The sequence below is a fragment of the Photorhabdus laumondii subsp. laumondii genome, from assembly GCF_003343245.1.
GTDB lineage: Bacteria > Pseudomonadota > Gammaproteobacteria > Enterobacterales > Enterobacteriaceae > Photorhabdus > Photorhabdus laumondii.
On record NZ_CP024901.1, the window covers coordinates 4,145,265 to 4,164,994 of the forward strand.

2 protein-coding genes are annotated in these 19,730 nt (G+C 44.7%); both read right to left on the bottom strand.

Annotated elements, in window-relative coordinates:
• Window positions 1-2 precede the first annotated feature (2 nt).
• Window positions 3-9,818 (bottom strand): non-ribosomal peptide synthetase, encoded by a 9,816-nt coding sequence (locus PluTT01m_RS18185; protein WP_109791742.1) that lies wholly within the window; start codon window positions 9,816-9,818, stop codon window positions 3-5.
• Complete coding sequence (locus PluTT01m_RS18190; RefSeq protein ID WP_011147715.1) at window positions 9,815-19,672, bottom strand: non-ribosomal peptide synthetase; 9,858 nt, start codon at window positions 19,670-19,672, stop codon at window positions 9,815-9,817. Before PluTT01m_RS18190 ends, PluTT01m_RS18185 begins: the two co-directional genes overlap by 4 nt.
• Window positions 19,673-19,730: the final 58 nt, after the last annotated feature.

The window sequence follows — 19,730 nt, forward strand, 5'->3', positions numbered from 1 at the left end:
AATCACCACTCGGTTACCTCATATTCTGCCACTACAGCCCCAATTGACTTGTTACGTTGAATAACCATTTCTTTTTCAAGCCAATCACATAACTGTTCTAATCTTGATCGCTCAAACACGATCGCAATCGGTACGCCAACGGAAAATGCCTGTTCAATTCGAGAAATTAGCTTCATAGCTAATAAGGAATGACCACCTAAATCAAAAAAGCTGTCGGCCATGCTTACCCTGTCTTGTTGCAACAACCCCTGCCAAATTTTCGCAACACTTCGTTCCAGTTCAGTCACTGGCGCGATGTATTTGGCTTTTACAAAGTTATCTGCTTCAGGTTGTGGAAGTCGGCTGCGATCCACTTTGCCATTGGTATTCAGCGGAAAAGCCGCCATCCGTACATACGCGGATGGCAACATGTAATCAGGTAAGCTAGCCGATAAATAGGTTTTAATTTCGGATAAATCCAACGGGTTAGCCGCGATAAAATAAGCGATAAGCTGCTTATCACCGGCTTCTGTATCAATAGCAATGACTACGGTTCCGGTTATTCCATCGAACTTACTCAATTGGGCTTCGATATCACCGAGTTCAATTCTGAATCCACGGATCTTGACCAGATGGTCGTTGCGGCCAAAGTAGTTGATTTCACCGTTTTGATGAAAGCTGGCTAAGTCCCCGGTTCGATACACTCGTTTCCCAAGAACCCAATCACAATCAAGATAACGCTCTGCGGTAAGCTGGGGCTGCTGATAATAGCCTCTTGATAAACAGTCCCCCGCTAAATACAGTTCGCCGATGGCACCCATCGGAACAGGCTGTAAATACTCATCCAAAATATAACCGGCCACGTTGGGCAATGATCGGCCAATTGTCGGCAAATCCGGCCATGAAGCAGGTTCTCCCTGTAATGTTTTAGACGTTACGACATGAGTTTCTGCCGGGCCATAGTGGTTCACTAACTTACAGTGACGATGTGTCGTGAAAAACTGTCTGATGGCCGCCGTGATTTTGAGCCTTTCCGCGCTCGACACAATCACCCTTAATTCGGGGAACTGTAGCCCATTGACACCGCTATATTCAGCCAGATTCTGCAATACAGCATAAGGTAAGTTCAGCACTTGAAGTTGCGCCTGCTGGATTTGCTTCGCTAACAGCCGAATATCCAACTGAGTCGATTTATCAATAAGCTGTACTGAACCCCCAGATAACAGCGGCATGAATATGTCTTCAAAACTGAGATCAAAACCAATTGATGAGAATTGTAACCAACGGTTCGGCCCCGTAAGCGCTGGCTCAAGCTGGCTTATACCTTGTAATAAATTGCTCAGCGCCCGCTGCGGCATTTCAATCGCCTTAGGCTTACCCGTTGAACCTGAGGTATAGAGCACGTAACCGAGGTTATCCAGAGAGGATTCGATAGCCAAATTACTGATTAGCTGTTTGCCCAAGATCTCTGCTGTGCAAGGGTCATCCAATAACACCATTTTCTGGCGTTTTACCGCAATCCTGTCATTCAAGGCGCAGGTCGTTACTAAGATTTCATCAGACAGATCACTCAGAATGATGTTTAAGCGTTCTGTCGGTAATGAGGTATCCAGTGGCACATAACCAGCACCGGTTTTTAAGATAGCGATAATAGTGATGACCATCTCAAAGGAGCGTTCAATGAACATCACGACGGGAGTATTCACTTTCGCTCCCTGGTTCACGAGATACTGCGCGAGTTGATTGGTTCGCTGATTTAACTCACGATACGTCATCGTCTCGCCAGCAAAATTCAACGCAATCTCATCAGGAGTCGCCTTAACCTGGGCTTCGAATCTATCAATCAGAGTTTGTGAGTTGTCATACGGAAATTCCGTTTGATTTAACGAATGCAGCAGGAACGCCCGCTCCTCAGCATCAAGGATGTCGAGTGACAGTGCGGCAACCTGTTCCTGACTTTGTAAAGCAGCAACAAGTTGCCTGCTAGCATTGATGAGATACGCCACCAAGCGTTCAGCATCAAATCGGCTGTCGATTTGGGCTGCAACAGCAAAATCATCACCAAAATCGTCAATGGATAGGGTAATCGGGTAATTGGTACGCTCTTTTACATCAACTAACTCAATGCCGGTTTTTTGCCAACGTTGGTTAAGCTCACTTGTCTCGCCACTCACTTCGGAATGACGGTAATTCAAGATACTGTCGAATAAACGGCTAGAACCGGCCAATTTGCTACACTGTTCAGCAATCGCCGTCGGGACTTGCTCGAATTGCAGCAAGCTAACCAGTTTCTGTTGCATTTCCTGCATTAACTGAGCAACACTCAACTGGCTCAAATCAATACGCAGTGGCAAGGTATTGATGAATAAACCAACGACTCGCTCAACATTATCAATACCCTGCAAGCGACCAGATAATACAGTGCCGAATATGACATCTTTAGTGCCGCTGGTTTTTGCCAAAACCAATGCCCATGCCATGTGAAAAATAAGCGCTGGGCTTATCCTCCATGCAGAAGAGGACCGACGAATCTGTGCGGATAAATCCGCAGGCAAGCCAATTTGGATTTCAGTGAATAAGTTATTGTCAACCATTCCACTGGTAATACCAAAGGGTGCCGTGATTTCATCAATCCCGGCCAATTGCTCGGTAAAAAACTGCTGCGCCGCTTTGGTATCGGTTTTGCTGATGGCGTTTAAGACAAAATCCCGATAACTCAACGCCTCCGGCAGTGACTTTTCATCACCTGCCAAGATAACCAGCAACTCTTCTTGAATAATCTCCAATGACACATGATCACTTATCAGGTGATGCTCCTGCACCATTGCATAGAACTGCTTTTGCTGACGGTCGATAAACCGGGTTACTCTGATCAACGGTGCCTGAGTAACATCCATCCATTGTTGTGATGGATCCATAAACTGTGCTAGCTGCTGCTGGATATCAACATCATCCCTCAAATCGATATCAACTACCGGTAATGGTACCTCTTTGTAGGCAATCTGCACTGGTTCATCAATACCTTGCCAAAAAATTCCGGTTCGCAGCGCATCATGCCTCTGTACTATTTTATCCAATGCGCCAATAAAACTTTCCATCTCGGTATTTGACGGAAATGAATACAGCATCGGCGTCACATAAAGATCAGATCGCCCACACATCATGTGATGGAATAAGATCCCTTCCTGTAATGGTGCCAAAGGATAAATGCCAGCAATATTTTGCTCACCTCCCGGCGACTGAGATACGATCAAGGCCCGCTCAGTTTCCGACAGGGAAACCCTACTTTCCAAGGCTTCATGGGCTGTTAGTTTCAGTGATTCCTGTTCGATTGCCTGTAGTTGTTTCGCCATATCCCGTAATTTCGGGTACTCAAACAAGGCCCGAATATCCAAGCGATAACCCTGTTTTTTAAGATGGGATAGCATCTTCATGCTCAACAATGAGTGTCCACCCAACTCAAAGAAGTTGGCAACAGCACTGACTTGCGCCAATCCAAACAGTGTTCGCCAAATTTCAGCTAGCAATGTCTCCTGTTCAGTGGCCGGCGCGATATATTCAATTTCCCCCTGAATAACAAAATCTGGTTTAGGGAGCGCTTTACGATCCACTTTACGGTTGGCGGTAAGCGGTATCTCCTCTAGCACCACAAAAGCGGCGGGGACCATATAGCTCGGTAATTGCTGACTTAATAGGTGTCGAATCTCAGCAACTTTCTGCTGACCATCAAGGGTGATATAGGCCGCCAGATACTTGTGAGCCGGTTCATCTTCCCGAGCAATGACAACCGCATCACGAATTGTAGGCAAGCTACGCAACCTTGTTTCTATCTCCCCTAACTCAATGCGGAATCCACGGATCTTAACCTGATGGTCATCACGCCCGTAATATTGAATATCCCCGGCCAGTGAGTAACGCCCCAAATCGCCGGTTCGGTAGAGCTTTGGATAGCGGCTTACAAAAGGATTATCAATAAATCGCTCACGGGTTAATTGCTCTTTGTTGATATAGCCCCGCGCAACGCCGTCACCCGCGACACAAATTTCCCCGACAGCACCAAAAGGCACAAGCTGCTGGTTTTTGTCCAACAAGAAGATGGCCGTATTTTGGATTGGGTGCCCGATACTGAGGGTGTCTCCCCGAAGATCGTAGGCAATACAAGTATTGACCGTGTATTCGGTTGGCCCATAGGCATTGACTAAACGGGGTAAATGCCCTGGTCGCTGGTACCATGCAACCACTTTATCTGGCTTAATCTGCTCGCCTCCGACACTGATTTGGCGAATATGCTCAGGTACTAAAACCGTCTCTTCACTGACCACTTCGTGCCAGAACGTGGTTGGCAAATTTACCGCACTGATCTGGTATTCCCGGCACCTTTGCCAGAAAGTGGCAATATCCATCAACCAATCTTCGCCACGTAAGACTAAAGTACTGCCATTACCAAGAGCACCAAATATCTCTTCGATAGACATATCAAAACTGAGGGCGGCAAATTGCAATACCCGATCCTGTTTTGAATAAAGATAGGCATCTGCAAGCCCCACTACCAGATTCACCAATGCCTGATGTTCAATCATCACACCTTTCGGCATGCCTGTAGAACCCGAGGTATAGAGAACATAGGCCAAGTGGGTAGAACATAAACCCAATTCAACGGCGGGAATATTATCGGTTGAGAGCTCGGCAAACGAGGTTGTCGTCACATCAATGCTAAATAGACTATTTTCAGGCAATAACTTCTGGTTATGGCTATTGGTTATCACCATCAAAGGCTGTGCATCATCAATAATATAAGCAAGCCTTTCTTGCGGATAGGCAGGATCAAGAGGCAAATAAGCACTACCTGATTTCAAAATGGCAAGTACCGACACAACCATGTCAATACTGCGTTCAATACATATCGCAATCATTGAATCCGGTTTGGCGCCCTGAGCAACTAAATAATGTGCCAACTGATTGGCTTTGGCATTAAGTTGCGCATAAGTCAACTGCTGGTCACCAAAGACCAATGCAATGGCATCCGGCGTTTGTTCAGCAAACGCTTCTATCCGCTCATGGATACATTGGCTACGGTCATATTCTACCGCTGTCTGGTTCAAGCTGTGCAGCAGGTAATCCCGCTCTTCCGGCGGCAATAGATCCAAATTGCCAAGCTTTTCGGACGGAGCAGCCACTATGCTCATCAACAAGGTGGTAAAACGTACCACCAGCCGCTTTATCGTCTCCTCTGCAAACAAATCCGTGTTGTACTCGAAATTAAAAGTCAGGCCGTCCTCTGTTTGGCTGGCATCCAGTGTCAATTCATACATCGCATTGCGGGTCTGTTCTGGCCTCGGCCACAAACTTACCCCTTCTAATTGCAGCTCCACACTGTCATTCGTATTCATAGAAAACATGATTTGGAACAACGGTGAATAACGGGTGCTACGTTCCGGTTGCAACCGCTCCACTAATAACTCAAACGGGACATTTTGATGCCGCTGGGCAGCAAGGTTTACCTCCCGGACCGATCTCAGATAATCGATAAACGATTGCTCCAGCTCACACTCGCTGCGCAATACCAGCGTATTGATAAAACAGCCTATCAACGGCGTTAATGATGTCTGCAAACGGTTAGCTATCGGGGTTCCCACCACAATATCTCGTTGCCCGCTGTGACGACTGAGCAGTATCGTAAATGCCGCATGCAACACCATAAAAAGAGTGCACCCTTGTGTCAGCGCCAGTTGCTGCAACCCTTTGCTAACCTCATTGTCCAGACTAAATTCATAACTGCGGCCATGACTGGTTTGGTTGGCTGGTCGCGCGTAATCCAGAGGCAACCCGTGTACCGGGGGTAAATCCGATAACTGTTGCTGCCAATAGGCTACCCCTGCTGCTAACTGAGATTCTTCTGCTGCGCTGTGTTGCCAAACTGCATAATCGGCATACTGAATCTCCAGCGCCGGTAACGGGTTAGTCCGACCTTGACGATAAGCCTGGTACAAACTCACAAATTCTTTAACCAGTACCCCCATTGACCAACCATCAGAGGCGATATGATGCATGTTAAATAACAGCACACCTTGCTCCATCGAAGTGCTGATGTAGTGACAACGCACCATCACATCCTGTGCCAAATCAAATCGGTAGGTCATTTCATGCTGAATAGCCTGTTCAATCCACGCTTCTTGCCCGGCTTTGCCTATGTCACTGATATCAGACTGAGCTATCTCAAATGACCACTCCGGCTTGATAACCTGCCAGGTTCCATTTTCATCACTGTGGTAAACAGTACGCAGCACTTCATGTCTATCTATGATGGTTTGCAGGGCCAGATTCGCTGCCGCCAGTTCAAATTTACCGCTTACCGTATAGGCTGACACCATGTTGTAGGCGGTGCTATCACCGCCAAACTGCTCGATAAACCAGATCCGTTGTTGAGCATAAGATTGCGGTAATAAATTGGTCTTGCGTTCAATAATAGGAATTGTCTGATAACGCTTATCCCATGCCGCATAAGGCACTCTCTCTGCAAGTAAAGCTACTGTTGCAGCTTCAAAGATATCTCTTACCTGTAAACGGCATTCAAACTGCTCATTAATCTTTGTGATTACCTTAGTCGCAATTAATGAGTGGCCACCAACCATAAAAAAGTTGTCATCCCGGCCTATTCGCTCAATATCTAGCATTTCGCACCAAATAGCTGCCAGTGCTGCTTCTGTCTCACCGATAGGTGGCGTACTGGCTTTAACAGCAATATCGCTGTCTTGCGGTGTTGGAAGCGCTTTGCGATCAATCTTGTTATTTAGTGTAAGTGGCAATGTTTCGAGCTGAATAATTGCCCGAGGCAACATATAGGCTGGTAACTTCTGTTCAAGGTGTTGACGTAGCGCATCAATATCAATTTGCTGCTCGGCGACCACATAACCCGCTAGATACTGTTGTGTTTGCTGATCGTTTAGCGCAACCACCACAGAACGGGTTATTTGTGGAAACAGGTTAATAACCTGTTCAATTTCACCAAGTTCAATTCGGTGGCCTCGTAATTTCACTTGGTAATCATTTCTGCCCAAATAGACCAGTGAACCCTCGGTAGTGTAACGGGCAAGATCGCCCGTTTTATAAACCTTAGCGGTTAAACCGTCAGAAAATGTCAGGTTAATCAATCGCTCAGTAGTCAGATCTTCTCGTTTAAAATAGCCTTCAGCAAGCCCATCACCGCCGATGTATAACTCTCCCACTGCCCCAAAAGGCACCGGTTTTAATTGTTCATCAAGTAAATAAATTGTGGTGTTGTTTAACGGTAACCCAATAGTAACAAGTTGCTGCTCAAGCAGTTGTACGTCCAGTTTCGCAATGGTTGACCAAACCGTGGTTTCCGTCGGTCCGTACATATTCCAGAGCGCGCTGCCTTTGCTCAATAATGCCGTTGCTGTCGCTAATGGCAACGCCTCGCCACCACTGATCATTTTTAACGACGAGCGCCCCTGCCAGCCGGATTCAAGCAACATATTCCAGGTCGTTGGCGTGGCTTGTAACAACGAAATACTATGTTGTTCGAGTAGTGCAACTAGCCTGGCAGGATCAGTCACGTCCTGCTGCGCCGCTACGACGCAGGTAGCACCAGACAGCCAAGGCAGATAGAGCTCTAACACTGCAATATCAAAGGAAATCGTCGTGATGGCTAAAATATTGTCCTGTGCCACACACTGCAAGTTATCTTGCATTGAGATCAAGAAGTTATTAACCGCCGAGTGGCTGACCATAACACCTTTGGGCTTGCCCGTAGAACCCGAAGTGTAAATCACGTAGGCCAGAGCAGATGCAGCTAAACCGATCGACTGTTTAGGAATATTTGTGGTGGGTGATTGGCTAAGGTCAATGTGATCCAGTAAGCAGGTTAATTCCGCAAAACCAACTGATCGTGATGCATATTCGCGGTTGCTTATAATACATTGTGGCTCTGCATCGTTCAGCATGTACTGCACTCTGTCGACAGGAAAGCTGGGATCAACCGGTACATACGCAGCTCCTGCTTTCATCACGGCCAATAGTGCGGTGATCATGTCGATGCTTCTTTGCAACAACACAGCAACTCGCCCACTCGTTGAAACTCCCTGAGCTCTTAATTGATGTGCTAACTGATTGGCTCTGGCATTAAGTTGCGCATAAGTCAGCTTTTGGTCACCAAAGACCAACGCAATAGCATCCGGCGTTTGTTCAGCAAACGCCTCTATCCACTCATGAATACATCGGCTACGGTCATACTCTACCGCTGTCTGGTTCAAATGGTGCAACAGGTAATCCTGCTCTTCCGGCGGCAACAGGGCCAAATCGCCAAGCTTTTCAGACGGAGAGGCCACTATGCCCATCAGCAAGGTTGTAAAACGCGCCGCCAGCCGCTTTATTGTCTCCTCTGCAAACAAATCCGTGTTGTACTCGAAACTAAAAATCAGACCTTCCTCTGTCTGCTGGGCCTCTAACGTCAATTCATACATCGCATTGCGGGTCTGTTCCGGCCGTGGCCGCAAACTTATCCCTTCCAGTTGCAACTCCACGCTGTCATTCGTATTCATAGAAAACATGATTTGGAATAACGGTGAATAACGGGTGCTGCGTTCCGGCTGCAACCGCTCCACCAACAACTCAAACGGGACATTTTGATGCCGCTGGGCAGCCAGATTTATCTCCCGAACCGAGCTCAAGTAATCAATAAACGATTGCTCCAGCCCACACTCGCTGCGCAACACCAGCGTATTCATGAAACAGCCTATCAACGGCGTTAATGATATCTGCAAACGGTTAGCTACCGGGGTTCCCACCACAATATCTCGTTGCCCGCTATGACGACTGAGTAACACCGTAAACGCCGCATGTAACACCATAAAAAGAGTACAGCCCTGCGTCAGTGCCAGTTGCTGCAACCTCTTACTAACCTCATTGTTCAGACTAAATTCATAACTGCGGCCATGACTGGTTTGGTTAGCTGGTCGCCCGTAATCCAGAGGCAAGCCGTGTACCGGGGGTAAATCCGACAACTGTTGCTGCCAATAGGCTAACCCTGCCGCTAGCTGAGCCTGTCTCTCTGGGCTACTCTGCCAGACCGCATAATCGGCATACTGAATCTCCAAAGCCGATAATGGGTTAGCCTGCCCCTGACGATAAGCCTGATACAAGCTTACAAATTCCTTAACCAATACCCCTATCGACCAACCATCCGAGGCGATATGATGCATGTTAAATAACAGCACCCCCTGCTCCGCCGAGATGCTGATGTAACGGCAACGCACCATCATATCTTTTGACAAATCAAACTGGCAGGCCATTTCATCCTGAATGGCCTGCTCAATCCACGCTTCCTGCTGGGCTTGCTCTATATCACTGATATCTGATTGGACTATCTCGAACGACCACTCCGGTTTGATAACCTGCCGGGTTCCATTTTCATCGCTGAGGTAAACTGTACGCAGCACTTCGTGTCGATCGATAATGGTTTGCAGAGCCAGATTCGCTGCCGCCAGTTCAAATTTGCCGCTTACCGTATAAGCTGACACCATGTTGTAGGCAGTGCTGTCACCACCAAACTGGTCGATAAACCAAATACGCTGCTGAGAGGAACTTAAAGGTAATGGTTGGGTTCTAGGCGCTGGTTTAATCGCGATTTTATTGCCAGAAGCATCCACCTTACCTTCATCGAGAAACGTAATCAGTGCCGCTTTATGTGCCTGAATCTTGGCTTTCAGTTCATCTGGGAAGTGAGTGCCCTTAAGTTTGAACCCTAACTTACCATCTTTACTAAACAGCAATACTCCCTGCTCGTAAGCATCTTGGACTAATTTCAGCATATCCATCATAACCACCCCTCTTCTCCTGCTGTGACTAACTCTCTTTTGATTTTTTCTTGTAATTGCTGGTTGCAGATTAATTCTGCAAGCTCACACAGGCTGGGTGTATGAAAAACCTGCATAACACTGAGTTCAATGACGAATACGCTATTGATTTCAGAGATTAATTTGATTGCCAATAATGAATGACCGCCTATTGCGAAAAAGTTATCGTTACGCGATACCTGGCTAATGTTCAGTACTTCCTGCCAAATTTCAGCTAATAAGGTTTCTGTTTCACCAATCGGTTCAACAAAATCATCATTCTTACCATGTTCAATATTAAGTTCAGACAATACCTTGCGATCGATCTTACCATTGGAGGGCAGAGACCATTCTTCAGCCATAACAATGACTGACGGCATCATGTAGTCCGGCAAAGATTTAGCCAGTGTGGATTTGATGTCCTGAATAAATTGGGTTTGAGCCCGCTGCTTTTCCGCATCATTCATTTCAGACATCAATTTTAATTTTCCCAACACCGGTTTGACATAGGCAACTAATTGCTTATCACCCGTTGATGTTGCCTCAGCCAATACCAGAGACGAACTCACCCCTGTTTGTCGGTTGAGTTGATACTCAATTTCACCCAGTTCTATCCTGAAACCACGAATTTTCACCTGAACATCAATACGGCCAATAAACTCCAGATTGCCGTCTGGCAGATAACGCACTAAATCGCCGGTTCTGAATAACCGCTCACTACTGTTGGGGGTGTTGGGATCATGAAATGGGTTTGTAACAAAGCGTTCCTTTGTCAATTCTATGCGATTGAAATAACCGCGAGCTAGACTAGCACCGCCGACATAAAGCTCCCCAATTGAACCATAAGGTACCAGTTGATGCTCTTTGTCCAGAATATAAGCCTGGCTATTATTAATTATTCGACCAATAGTCGGTGTAGCATTTATGGAGGAATCCAACTTCGCCCAAGTAGAATAAGTCGTATCCTCTGGTAGTCCATATAAGTTATAGACCACTACATCTTTATTTTTTTCATATATTTCATTGACCAGATTTGCAGATAAAGCTTCACCCACCAAATTAATTACCCGGGTGCTACTCGGTATCGCATTTTGATCAACCAGATAGCTCATTGTTGAAGGTACTGTATTTATTAAAGTGACTTCATGGTCAATTCCTTCATATAAAGCGATTATGTTCTCAACAATACATACACGTGTACCCGAAACTAAAGGTAAAAATAGTTCAAATACTGATAAATCAAAGTTAAGGGAGGTCGACGCGAGAACACAGGCTATGTCTTCTTTTGTGTATTGTGATTGAGCCCAACTGAGCATGGCAACTGTATTACCATGCTCAATCATTACCCCTTTAGGTCTACCCTTCGATCCCGCGGTGTAAATCACATAAGCCAAATGGTTGGCAGTCAATCCCAGTGAATGTCTATTCGGATTGGCAATAGGATAGTGGCTGTATACCGTGCTGGTTTGACCGTCTATATTGCTGAGATTATCCAATATGACCCGTTGACCGCTGAAATCTGGCAGTACTTGCTGCAAACATGACTGGAGTAGAACCACATTAAGCTGTGTATCCTCCAAAATGCAGACCAGACGTTCTTCAAGACATTCTGGAGACAACGGCACATAAGCACCACCAGCCTTAAGAATCGCCAGCATACCTATAACCATCTCCAAAGAACGTTCCACACATAGCCCCACGGGTGTATCAGGCTGGATAGCATGGTGCTCCAGCAAGTAATACGCCAACTGATTGGCTTTTTCATTGAGCTGCTGGTAGGTCAACTGGCTGTCGCCAAATTCTAACGCAATGTTATTGGGGTTTTCCTCGGCCTGCTGTTCAAACAATTCGTGGATACACTTGTTCTTAGGATAATTTGCATGAGTATCATTGAGGGTATGCAGCAAGTATTCGGTTTCTGTGTCTGACAATATGGGCAGATTAGCAAGTGAGATAGAGGTAAAATCATCCGTCTCCGCCACATTCTCCGCCACATTAACCAGTCCACTCAGTAAACGCGACAAATGGTCATTTAGCTGTTCAATATGTTCATGGCTAAATAAACTGGTGTCATAAGTCCAGTGCATAAGCAACCCTTGATCACTGATACTCAGCTCAAGATCGAGATCAAACTGAGCCAGGATATGGTTTGGTGCTATTGCACTCAGTTCTACTTCTGGCAGGTTAAAAGCTGTTGTACTAATGTCATGATTCAGACCATAGTCCGTATTCATCGTCAACATGATTTGGAACAATGGCGTATACGCCGTGCTTCTGGTTACCAACAACCGCTCAACCAACTGCTCAAATGGCACATCCTGATTATCCTGAGCATCCAGATGCACTTGCTTGACGTGGGTAAGATAATCACTCAATGCACTATGTCTGGTATCTACCCGTAGTATCAAGGTATTGACAAAGAAGCCAATAAGCGTCTCCAGCTCTGCCTGCAAACGGTTCGCTACCGGTGTACCTATCACAATATCATGGCTACTACTATGACGAGACAGCACTAATGCCAATGCGGCGTGAAATAGCATGAACGGCGTCATTTGGTGCCGTCTAGCCAAACTAACAAGCGCACGCGTAGTCTCTTCCGGCAATATGCTTGTTACCACGGCCCCTTGATACTGCCTGACCTTAGGTCTTGGCTTGTCCAGCGGTACACCATGTACCGGCGGGAGTTCACTCAATTGCTGTTTCCAATAGCAGATTTGGGACTCTAAATATTCACCTTGCAATCTGTTACGCTGCCAAATTGCAAAATCAGCATATTGAATATCAAGTTCTTCTATTTCGAAATGGTTCCCGTTGCGTATAGCCTCATAACGGGCAACAAACTCACGGATAAGAATATCCTCAGACCAGCCGTCAGACGCAATATGATGAGCATTAAACAGTAATACTCCGTTATTGACTTGACACTGAATAAAAGTAGCGCGGATCATTAAATCGCTACTTAAGTCAAAGATCCGGTTGACATCTTCTATCATTAATTCAGCAACATGCCGATCCTGTTGCTCTTTGGACATATAGATTAAGTCGATATAATTGAGTGTCAGTTTCCTGCCTGATAAAACTTTCTGGAATGGGTTGCCCTCTTTCTTAATGTAAACCGTACGTAATATTTCATGGCGTTCGATGATCTGATTCAATGCCCGTTCGGCTGCACTAACGTCAAATTTGCCCTTAACAGCAAATGCAATGGGCATATTGTATTCCGCACTACTTTGATCAATTTGGCTAAGGATCCACAAACGTTCTTGAGCAAATGACAAAGGCAGTAACTCATCGGTCCTGGGCTGTTTCTGAATTGAATCAACAACAGTTTTAGTCGTCTGTTGTTTAAGCATTGCTGCAAGTTCGATCAATGTTGGATGATCGAAAATCGCTTTAACAGCAATATCATGCCCAAGTTCTGCGCGTATTTTAGAAATAACCCGGATAACCAACAAAGAGTGGCCTCCGAGATGGAAAAAGTTGTCGTTACGATCGATTTGGTCAACATTGAGCACTGATTGCCAGATTTCAGCTAACGATTGTTCAAGCGCGTTAGCCGGCCCAATCCACTTAGAATGATGATTAACGAAACAAGGCTTAGGCAATTCATGGCGATTAATTTTATCCGCAGCATTCAATGGCATCCTGGTTAAAATTTCATAGTAGCCGGGGATCATATAATCGGGTAAATGATAACTTAACCCCTGTTTGATATCGTTAATGGATTGCTGTATCTGAACGACATTGGCAGCTAATACCAAATAAGCTACCAGACAATTTTCCCCCACTCTGTCTTTATGGACGAGAACCGCCGCTTCCATAACCTGAGGTAATTTCACCAAAGCCGATTCGACTTCTCCCAGCTCAACACGGAAACCCCGAATTTTTACTTGATTATCAATACGCCCGACGAGTTCCAGATTCCCATCCGCCCGCCAGTAGCCTAAATCCCCAGTACGATAAAGTCTGGTTCCATGCCCTCCCATTGTGTGAAAAGGATTATCTTTAAAACTTTCTGCCGTTTTTTCAGGATTATTCCAATAACCTTTTCCTACACCGATACCAGATACGCACAATTCACCAACAACATTGGTAGGCAGAATCTGCATACGTTGATCCAAAACATACATGGTTAAATTCGGCAATGGCTTACCTACAGGAATATTTTTAACCTGCTCTGTTAACGGCTCATCAATAATAAAATAGGTAATATCATCAGATGCCTCACTGGGCCCGTAGCCATTCATCACCGGAATTTGAGGATAATTTTGCAACCAGCGGTTAACCAAAGGCACCGGGCAAGGTTCAGCTATAATCATTAACCATTTCAGATCTGGTAATGGTATTGATATTCCGCCTTTATTAAGAAAGTGTTCCAATAATATTTTCAATACCGAAGGTGCGGTTTGAATCAGATGAATCTGTTCGTTTTGCAATACACGCACATATTCTGGCAAATCCATAGCATTAGGCAGAATGACTGTTTTCCCACCACTCATCAAAGGTGCTAGAAATTGCCATACAGAGACATCGGAAGAAGAGGCTGCACTTTGTAAAAAGTTACGTGGTAATAGCTGATTATCACTATCCATAAAACCAAGAACATCAAATTCAGCATCAATATGATTCAACGCCCCGGCATGGTGCACCAAAGCACCTTTAGGTTTGCCAGTAGAGCCGGAAGTATAAATCATATAGGCAAGGTCATTAGGATAACACTCAACCTCTGGGTTAGTGTTTGGATAATCCCCTAATGAGGACCAGTCCGTATCCAACAGAAAATACTTCTGACCATTGAAGGTTAATCCATTTAAATGGTGTTGAGTTAAAACCACATTAACCCCAGAGTCAGCCAACATATATGACAAACGTTCAAGTGGATTGGTGGGGTCCAAAGGAACATAAGCAGCACCGGCTTTCATAATGCCAAGTATGGCAACGACAAATTCAATGGAACGTTCGGCATAGATGGCAACAATATGATTTCGTGCCACACCTTGTTCTATCAAGTAGTGAGCGAGCTGATTAGCGCGCTGATTAAGTTCAGCATAAGTGATGTAATTTGTATTACATACAGCAGCAATGGCCGCAGGTGTTTTTACTACCTGATGTTCAAAACGTTGATGAATCGTCACGGTTTTATCATAAGCAGCGACAGGGCTGTTAAATTCGTTAATAATCCGCTGCTGTTCGCTAATAGGCGTTATGGATAATGTCAGCAAGGGTGTTTGCGGAGCCTGGTTAAACGCATTAATAATAGCCACCAATGCTGTTCTCATATATGTCAGAACATTAGCCGCTCCGACTTGCGGCTCAACATGAACTTGCATCATGAAATCATTATCAAGCTGATCAACTCCCATCTCTAACGGATAGTTGGTATATTCTCTAGCCTCTATGATTTCAAAATGATGACTTTGGTTGGCAATCGCCAATTTATTTTTATGGCGTAAATTCAACAGGCTGGTAAACAAAGGTGTACCGCCTGGTAAGGAGCTATAACGTAATGCCTCGGAAAGCGGAAAATGTTCGTAGTCGGCCAATTCAATGAGTTCATCACTAATCTGGGTTAATGCTTCGCTTACCGACAGATTTGTCAGATTTATGCGTATAGGCAGCAAATTAATCAACATACCCAAAATACGATCACTTCCATGAATAGCCTGCATTCGCCCTGACATCATGGAACCAAAAACAACATCGTCTTTACCACTGCATTTAGCAACAACCAATGCCCAAGCCAAATGAAAAATATTCGCAGTACTAATACGTTGCTGAGTTGCCAGACCAATAATCTGTTGCGCTAAATGCGGGCCAACTAATTCTCCGGCAGAGTTTACTTCCAACCCGTCATGGTAAACATTCAACAAGCCAAAAGGGGCCGTAGTTTCCACAACATCAGACAATTTAGCTTTAAAGTAATCAACACCTTTGTCAGATTGGTTAATCCTTAATGAATGAGCAACAAACTCACGGTATTGAACCGGTGTTGGCAATACCACATTTGGATCTTCAAGCAACGCTTGCATTTCTTCAATTTGCAATAAGACAGAAATATGATCACTTAGTAAGTGATGTTGCTTTAATAGTAGAAAACATTCACCACTCTCTGTCCCTTTCGCCACAATCGCCTGCATCATAGGAGCGCGATCCAGCTTCATATAATGGCGTTCAAAGGCCGCCTGTTGCACAGTTTCCAACGCCGAAAGACCTGGAATAACCGCTTGCCAATGAAGGGGAATAGAAGCTGTTCGATGGACCACTTGAACCGATGTGGTTAAATCCTGCCAATGAATAGAAGTACGGAAAACATCATGACGCTCTACGATCTTATCAAGCGCATGGAGAAAAGCTGTCAACTTTTGCTCATCAGAAAACTTTATCAGAATCGGAATAATATAAGGATCGTGCTCTCCATTCATTCGATGGTGAAAGAAAATGCCTTCCTGCAAAGGTGATAATGGATAAATATCTTGTATGTTACCGGCACCACCCTCAACTTGCTGGCAAATAACTGCGATCTCTTTTTCACTCAAAGTCACCATATCCAACATATCAGGCGTGATGTGTTCAACATGCTCTGCAAGCTTGTTAACAGCGACCTCTCGGTAAGTTAACGTATCCTCATCCTTACGGACACAAGATAAATGTAATGCCAGTTCTGCCAGCGTATTAGTTCGGTAAATCGCGCGCATAGGCAGCTCATAACCACGCTGAGCCAGCTCTGCGCGCAATGACATAATTAATAAAGAGTGACCACCCAGAGCAAAAAAATTGTCGTGGCGGCTAACTTTATTCAAGGCTAATAGCGACTGCCATAGTTGCGCTAATACCCGTTCGGCTTCGCCTTCAGGGGCAACAAATTCCTGCTGACTATAATCTTGTTTTTGTGGTAGTGGTAATTGCTTGAAATCTAACTTGCCGTTTTGTGTCAGTGGTAATTTCTCTAACTGCACAACGGCAACAGGCAACATGTAATCAGCCAGTTTGCTCTTCATCGCCAGATGAATAGCATTAATATTGATGGTTCCTTCAGCAACAATATAAGCAATTAATTGTAGTCGATCATCAGAGCCAAGTTGTCGGGGATAGACAACTGCTTCATGAATGCCGGGATAATCCATTAATTGATTGCTGATTTCTTCTGGCTCAACACGAAAACCGTTTATTTTTACTTGGTTATCATTACGCCCAATAAACTCTAAATTACCATTGGATAACTGACGTACAATATCTCCAGTGCGATAAAGTCGTCCCGGGCCAAAAGGATTAGCCACAAAATACTTCGCGCTATCTTGCTCACGATTAAGATAACCACGCGTTACACCTGTTCCACCAATATATAGCTCCCCTTGAAACCCTGCGGGAACACTTTTTAAATTCGTATCTAATATATAAAGTTGGGTACCATAATTGGCTTTACCGATGGGAATCATCGTCGTTACATCAGCCAAAGATGTCATGCAGTAAGCAGACGCGGTTACTGTTGTTTCGGTCGGACCATATGTGTTGATCAGTTCGATAGCCGGGCCACGTTCGAACCATTCACGAGCACTAACGGATTTAACCATTTCGCCACCTAAGATCACTAAACGTAGTGAAGACTCAATAGGTTGACGACTGTAATTCACCAGTTGATGCCAAAAAGCGGTAGGTAAACTAGTCACCGAAATTTCATGGTGTCGGCAAAATGCCCAAAATGCATCAAAATCGTAATGAATATCATCAGCTCGTAACACCAGAGTGCCGCCGTTACATAAGGAACCGAAACATTCTTCCACAGAAATATCGAAGCTGACCGAAGAAAATTGCAAAAACTTATCATGTTCGGTCAGTCTATAAGCCTTTGAAATATGGGCAACAAAATGACTCAACTGCTTATGTTCAACCATCACACCTTTGGGCTGCCCCGTTGTGCCGGAGGTATAAATCACATAAGCCAGATGTTCCAACTGTAAGCCAATATTGCTGGCAGATATGTTTGCCACAGAACGCAGAGCCAAATGTTCATTAAGCTGAGCATCATCAAGCAATAGTGTTGTAATCTCGCATGCTGCGAATCGATGTGCAATGGAAGACACTGTGATGCAAACAACAGGTTTGGCATCGGTCAGCATAAACTGCAAACGACCATCGGGATAATCAGGGTCCATCGGTACATAAGCAGCTCCGGCTTTCAGCGTCGCCAACATCGCCACGATCATCTCGCTCGAACGCGGCAAGCAAATCGCAACACGGCTATCAGGCCGAACCCCCTGCTCAATTAAATAGTTAGCTAACTGATTGGCTTTATTGCTCAATGTGGCGTAAGACATGTGTCGTTCGCCATCCACGATAGCAATGGCATCAGGATGCCGTTTTGCATATTGCTCAATTTGCTCATGCACTAATGTGATGGTCGGACAGACAGGTTTTTCTCCTGTCACAACAGATTGACTTAGATTCCATAACGCCTGTTCAACGTCTTTACCCACCAGATCAAGTGAAGTTAATAACGCTTCAGGCTGTGCAACCATTTGTTCAACCAAAGTCATAATGCTTTGCAATAAATGTTCAGCCTGATGTGACGAGAAATAATCATGACGATAATCGAGTTGGAGCTGAGTGCTTTGCTTATCACCGTAATCACATAATATAACGGTGAGCGGAATATCTTCACGCCCATGACTAAGGTAATGAGTCTCCGTATCCAAGCCACTAGCACTGAAATCAAAATCAATCTGTTGATAGTTAAAAACAATATCAAAAAGACGTTCACGACCTTGAGCACGTAAAGACAAATCTTTATATAAGGCACTCGAAGGATAAGAGCGATAACGATAGCCACTTTTTATAGTACGTGCTGTCATTGCCACTGATTCAGCCACCGACATCTGCTCATTTTGTACGCACATTACCGGTAGCATCGATATAAACGAACCAACCATATTGCGTTGAGCTGATGTAGTACGATTATGTAAAGGCGTCCCGATAAGAACCCCATCACTTTGGTTGATACGGTTGACTAAAGAAGCAATAGCTGTAATAAAAAGTGGCGATATGGGTAAATTGCATTGACTCGCCTTGGTTAAAAATGATTTATATCTATCAGGTTTGATAAAGTGTACAAGCCTGCTATTTTTCCTTGAGTCGGCAGTTCCAGGGCCTTCTTTCCGACATTGGAAAGGCACATCAGGCAAATGATGGAGCAACTCTTTCCAGTATTTAGCTGCCTTTGCGAATTGCTGACTATAATTCTCCGGTAACGGTTGCGCAGCAAGATCAAGAAACCGCACTCCCGTGTTTTCTTTAGGCGCATTTCCCAAACTCAATTGCTGGTAGGCGTCGAAAATACGTCGAAACCAGTTAGCATAACCGACACCATCAATGATGATGTGGTGAGAAATAAAGTATAACCAGAAACGATTTGTCGCCAATTGAATTAAGCCGACTCGATAAAGCACATCCTGTGCTAATCTAAATGGCTCAGAGAATATCCGTTGAACAATAGCCAAGGCTTTAGATTCCGCCTCTTCTTCACCCGAAAGATCTAAATGAGACAGTTCAAAGTGATGGTCTTGAACAATATGAGCAAACTCAACTGTATCTTTTAACGCATCCGAATCAATATGATGCGGCATTGAGTACTTATCTACTATTGAACATCGAAGCACAGCATGTTCTTGGATAGTGTGTTTTATGGCGCATTCGAGATTCTTTATATTAATAGATTGCTTAATCTCAACATAACCACCTATATTGAACGCTGCGGTATCCTCTCTATTTATATGATCAAGATAAATTTCCTTTTGCTGTTGATTTAGTGGAATAACAAGCGGTTCAACTTTATCTAGAAGCATACTACAATCCCTTTGAAAGATGTCATTTTTAGTTTTTATTATTTACAAGCTCATTAAA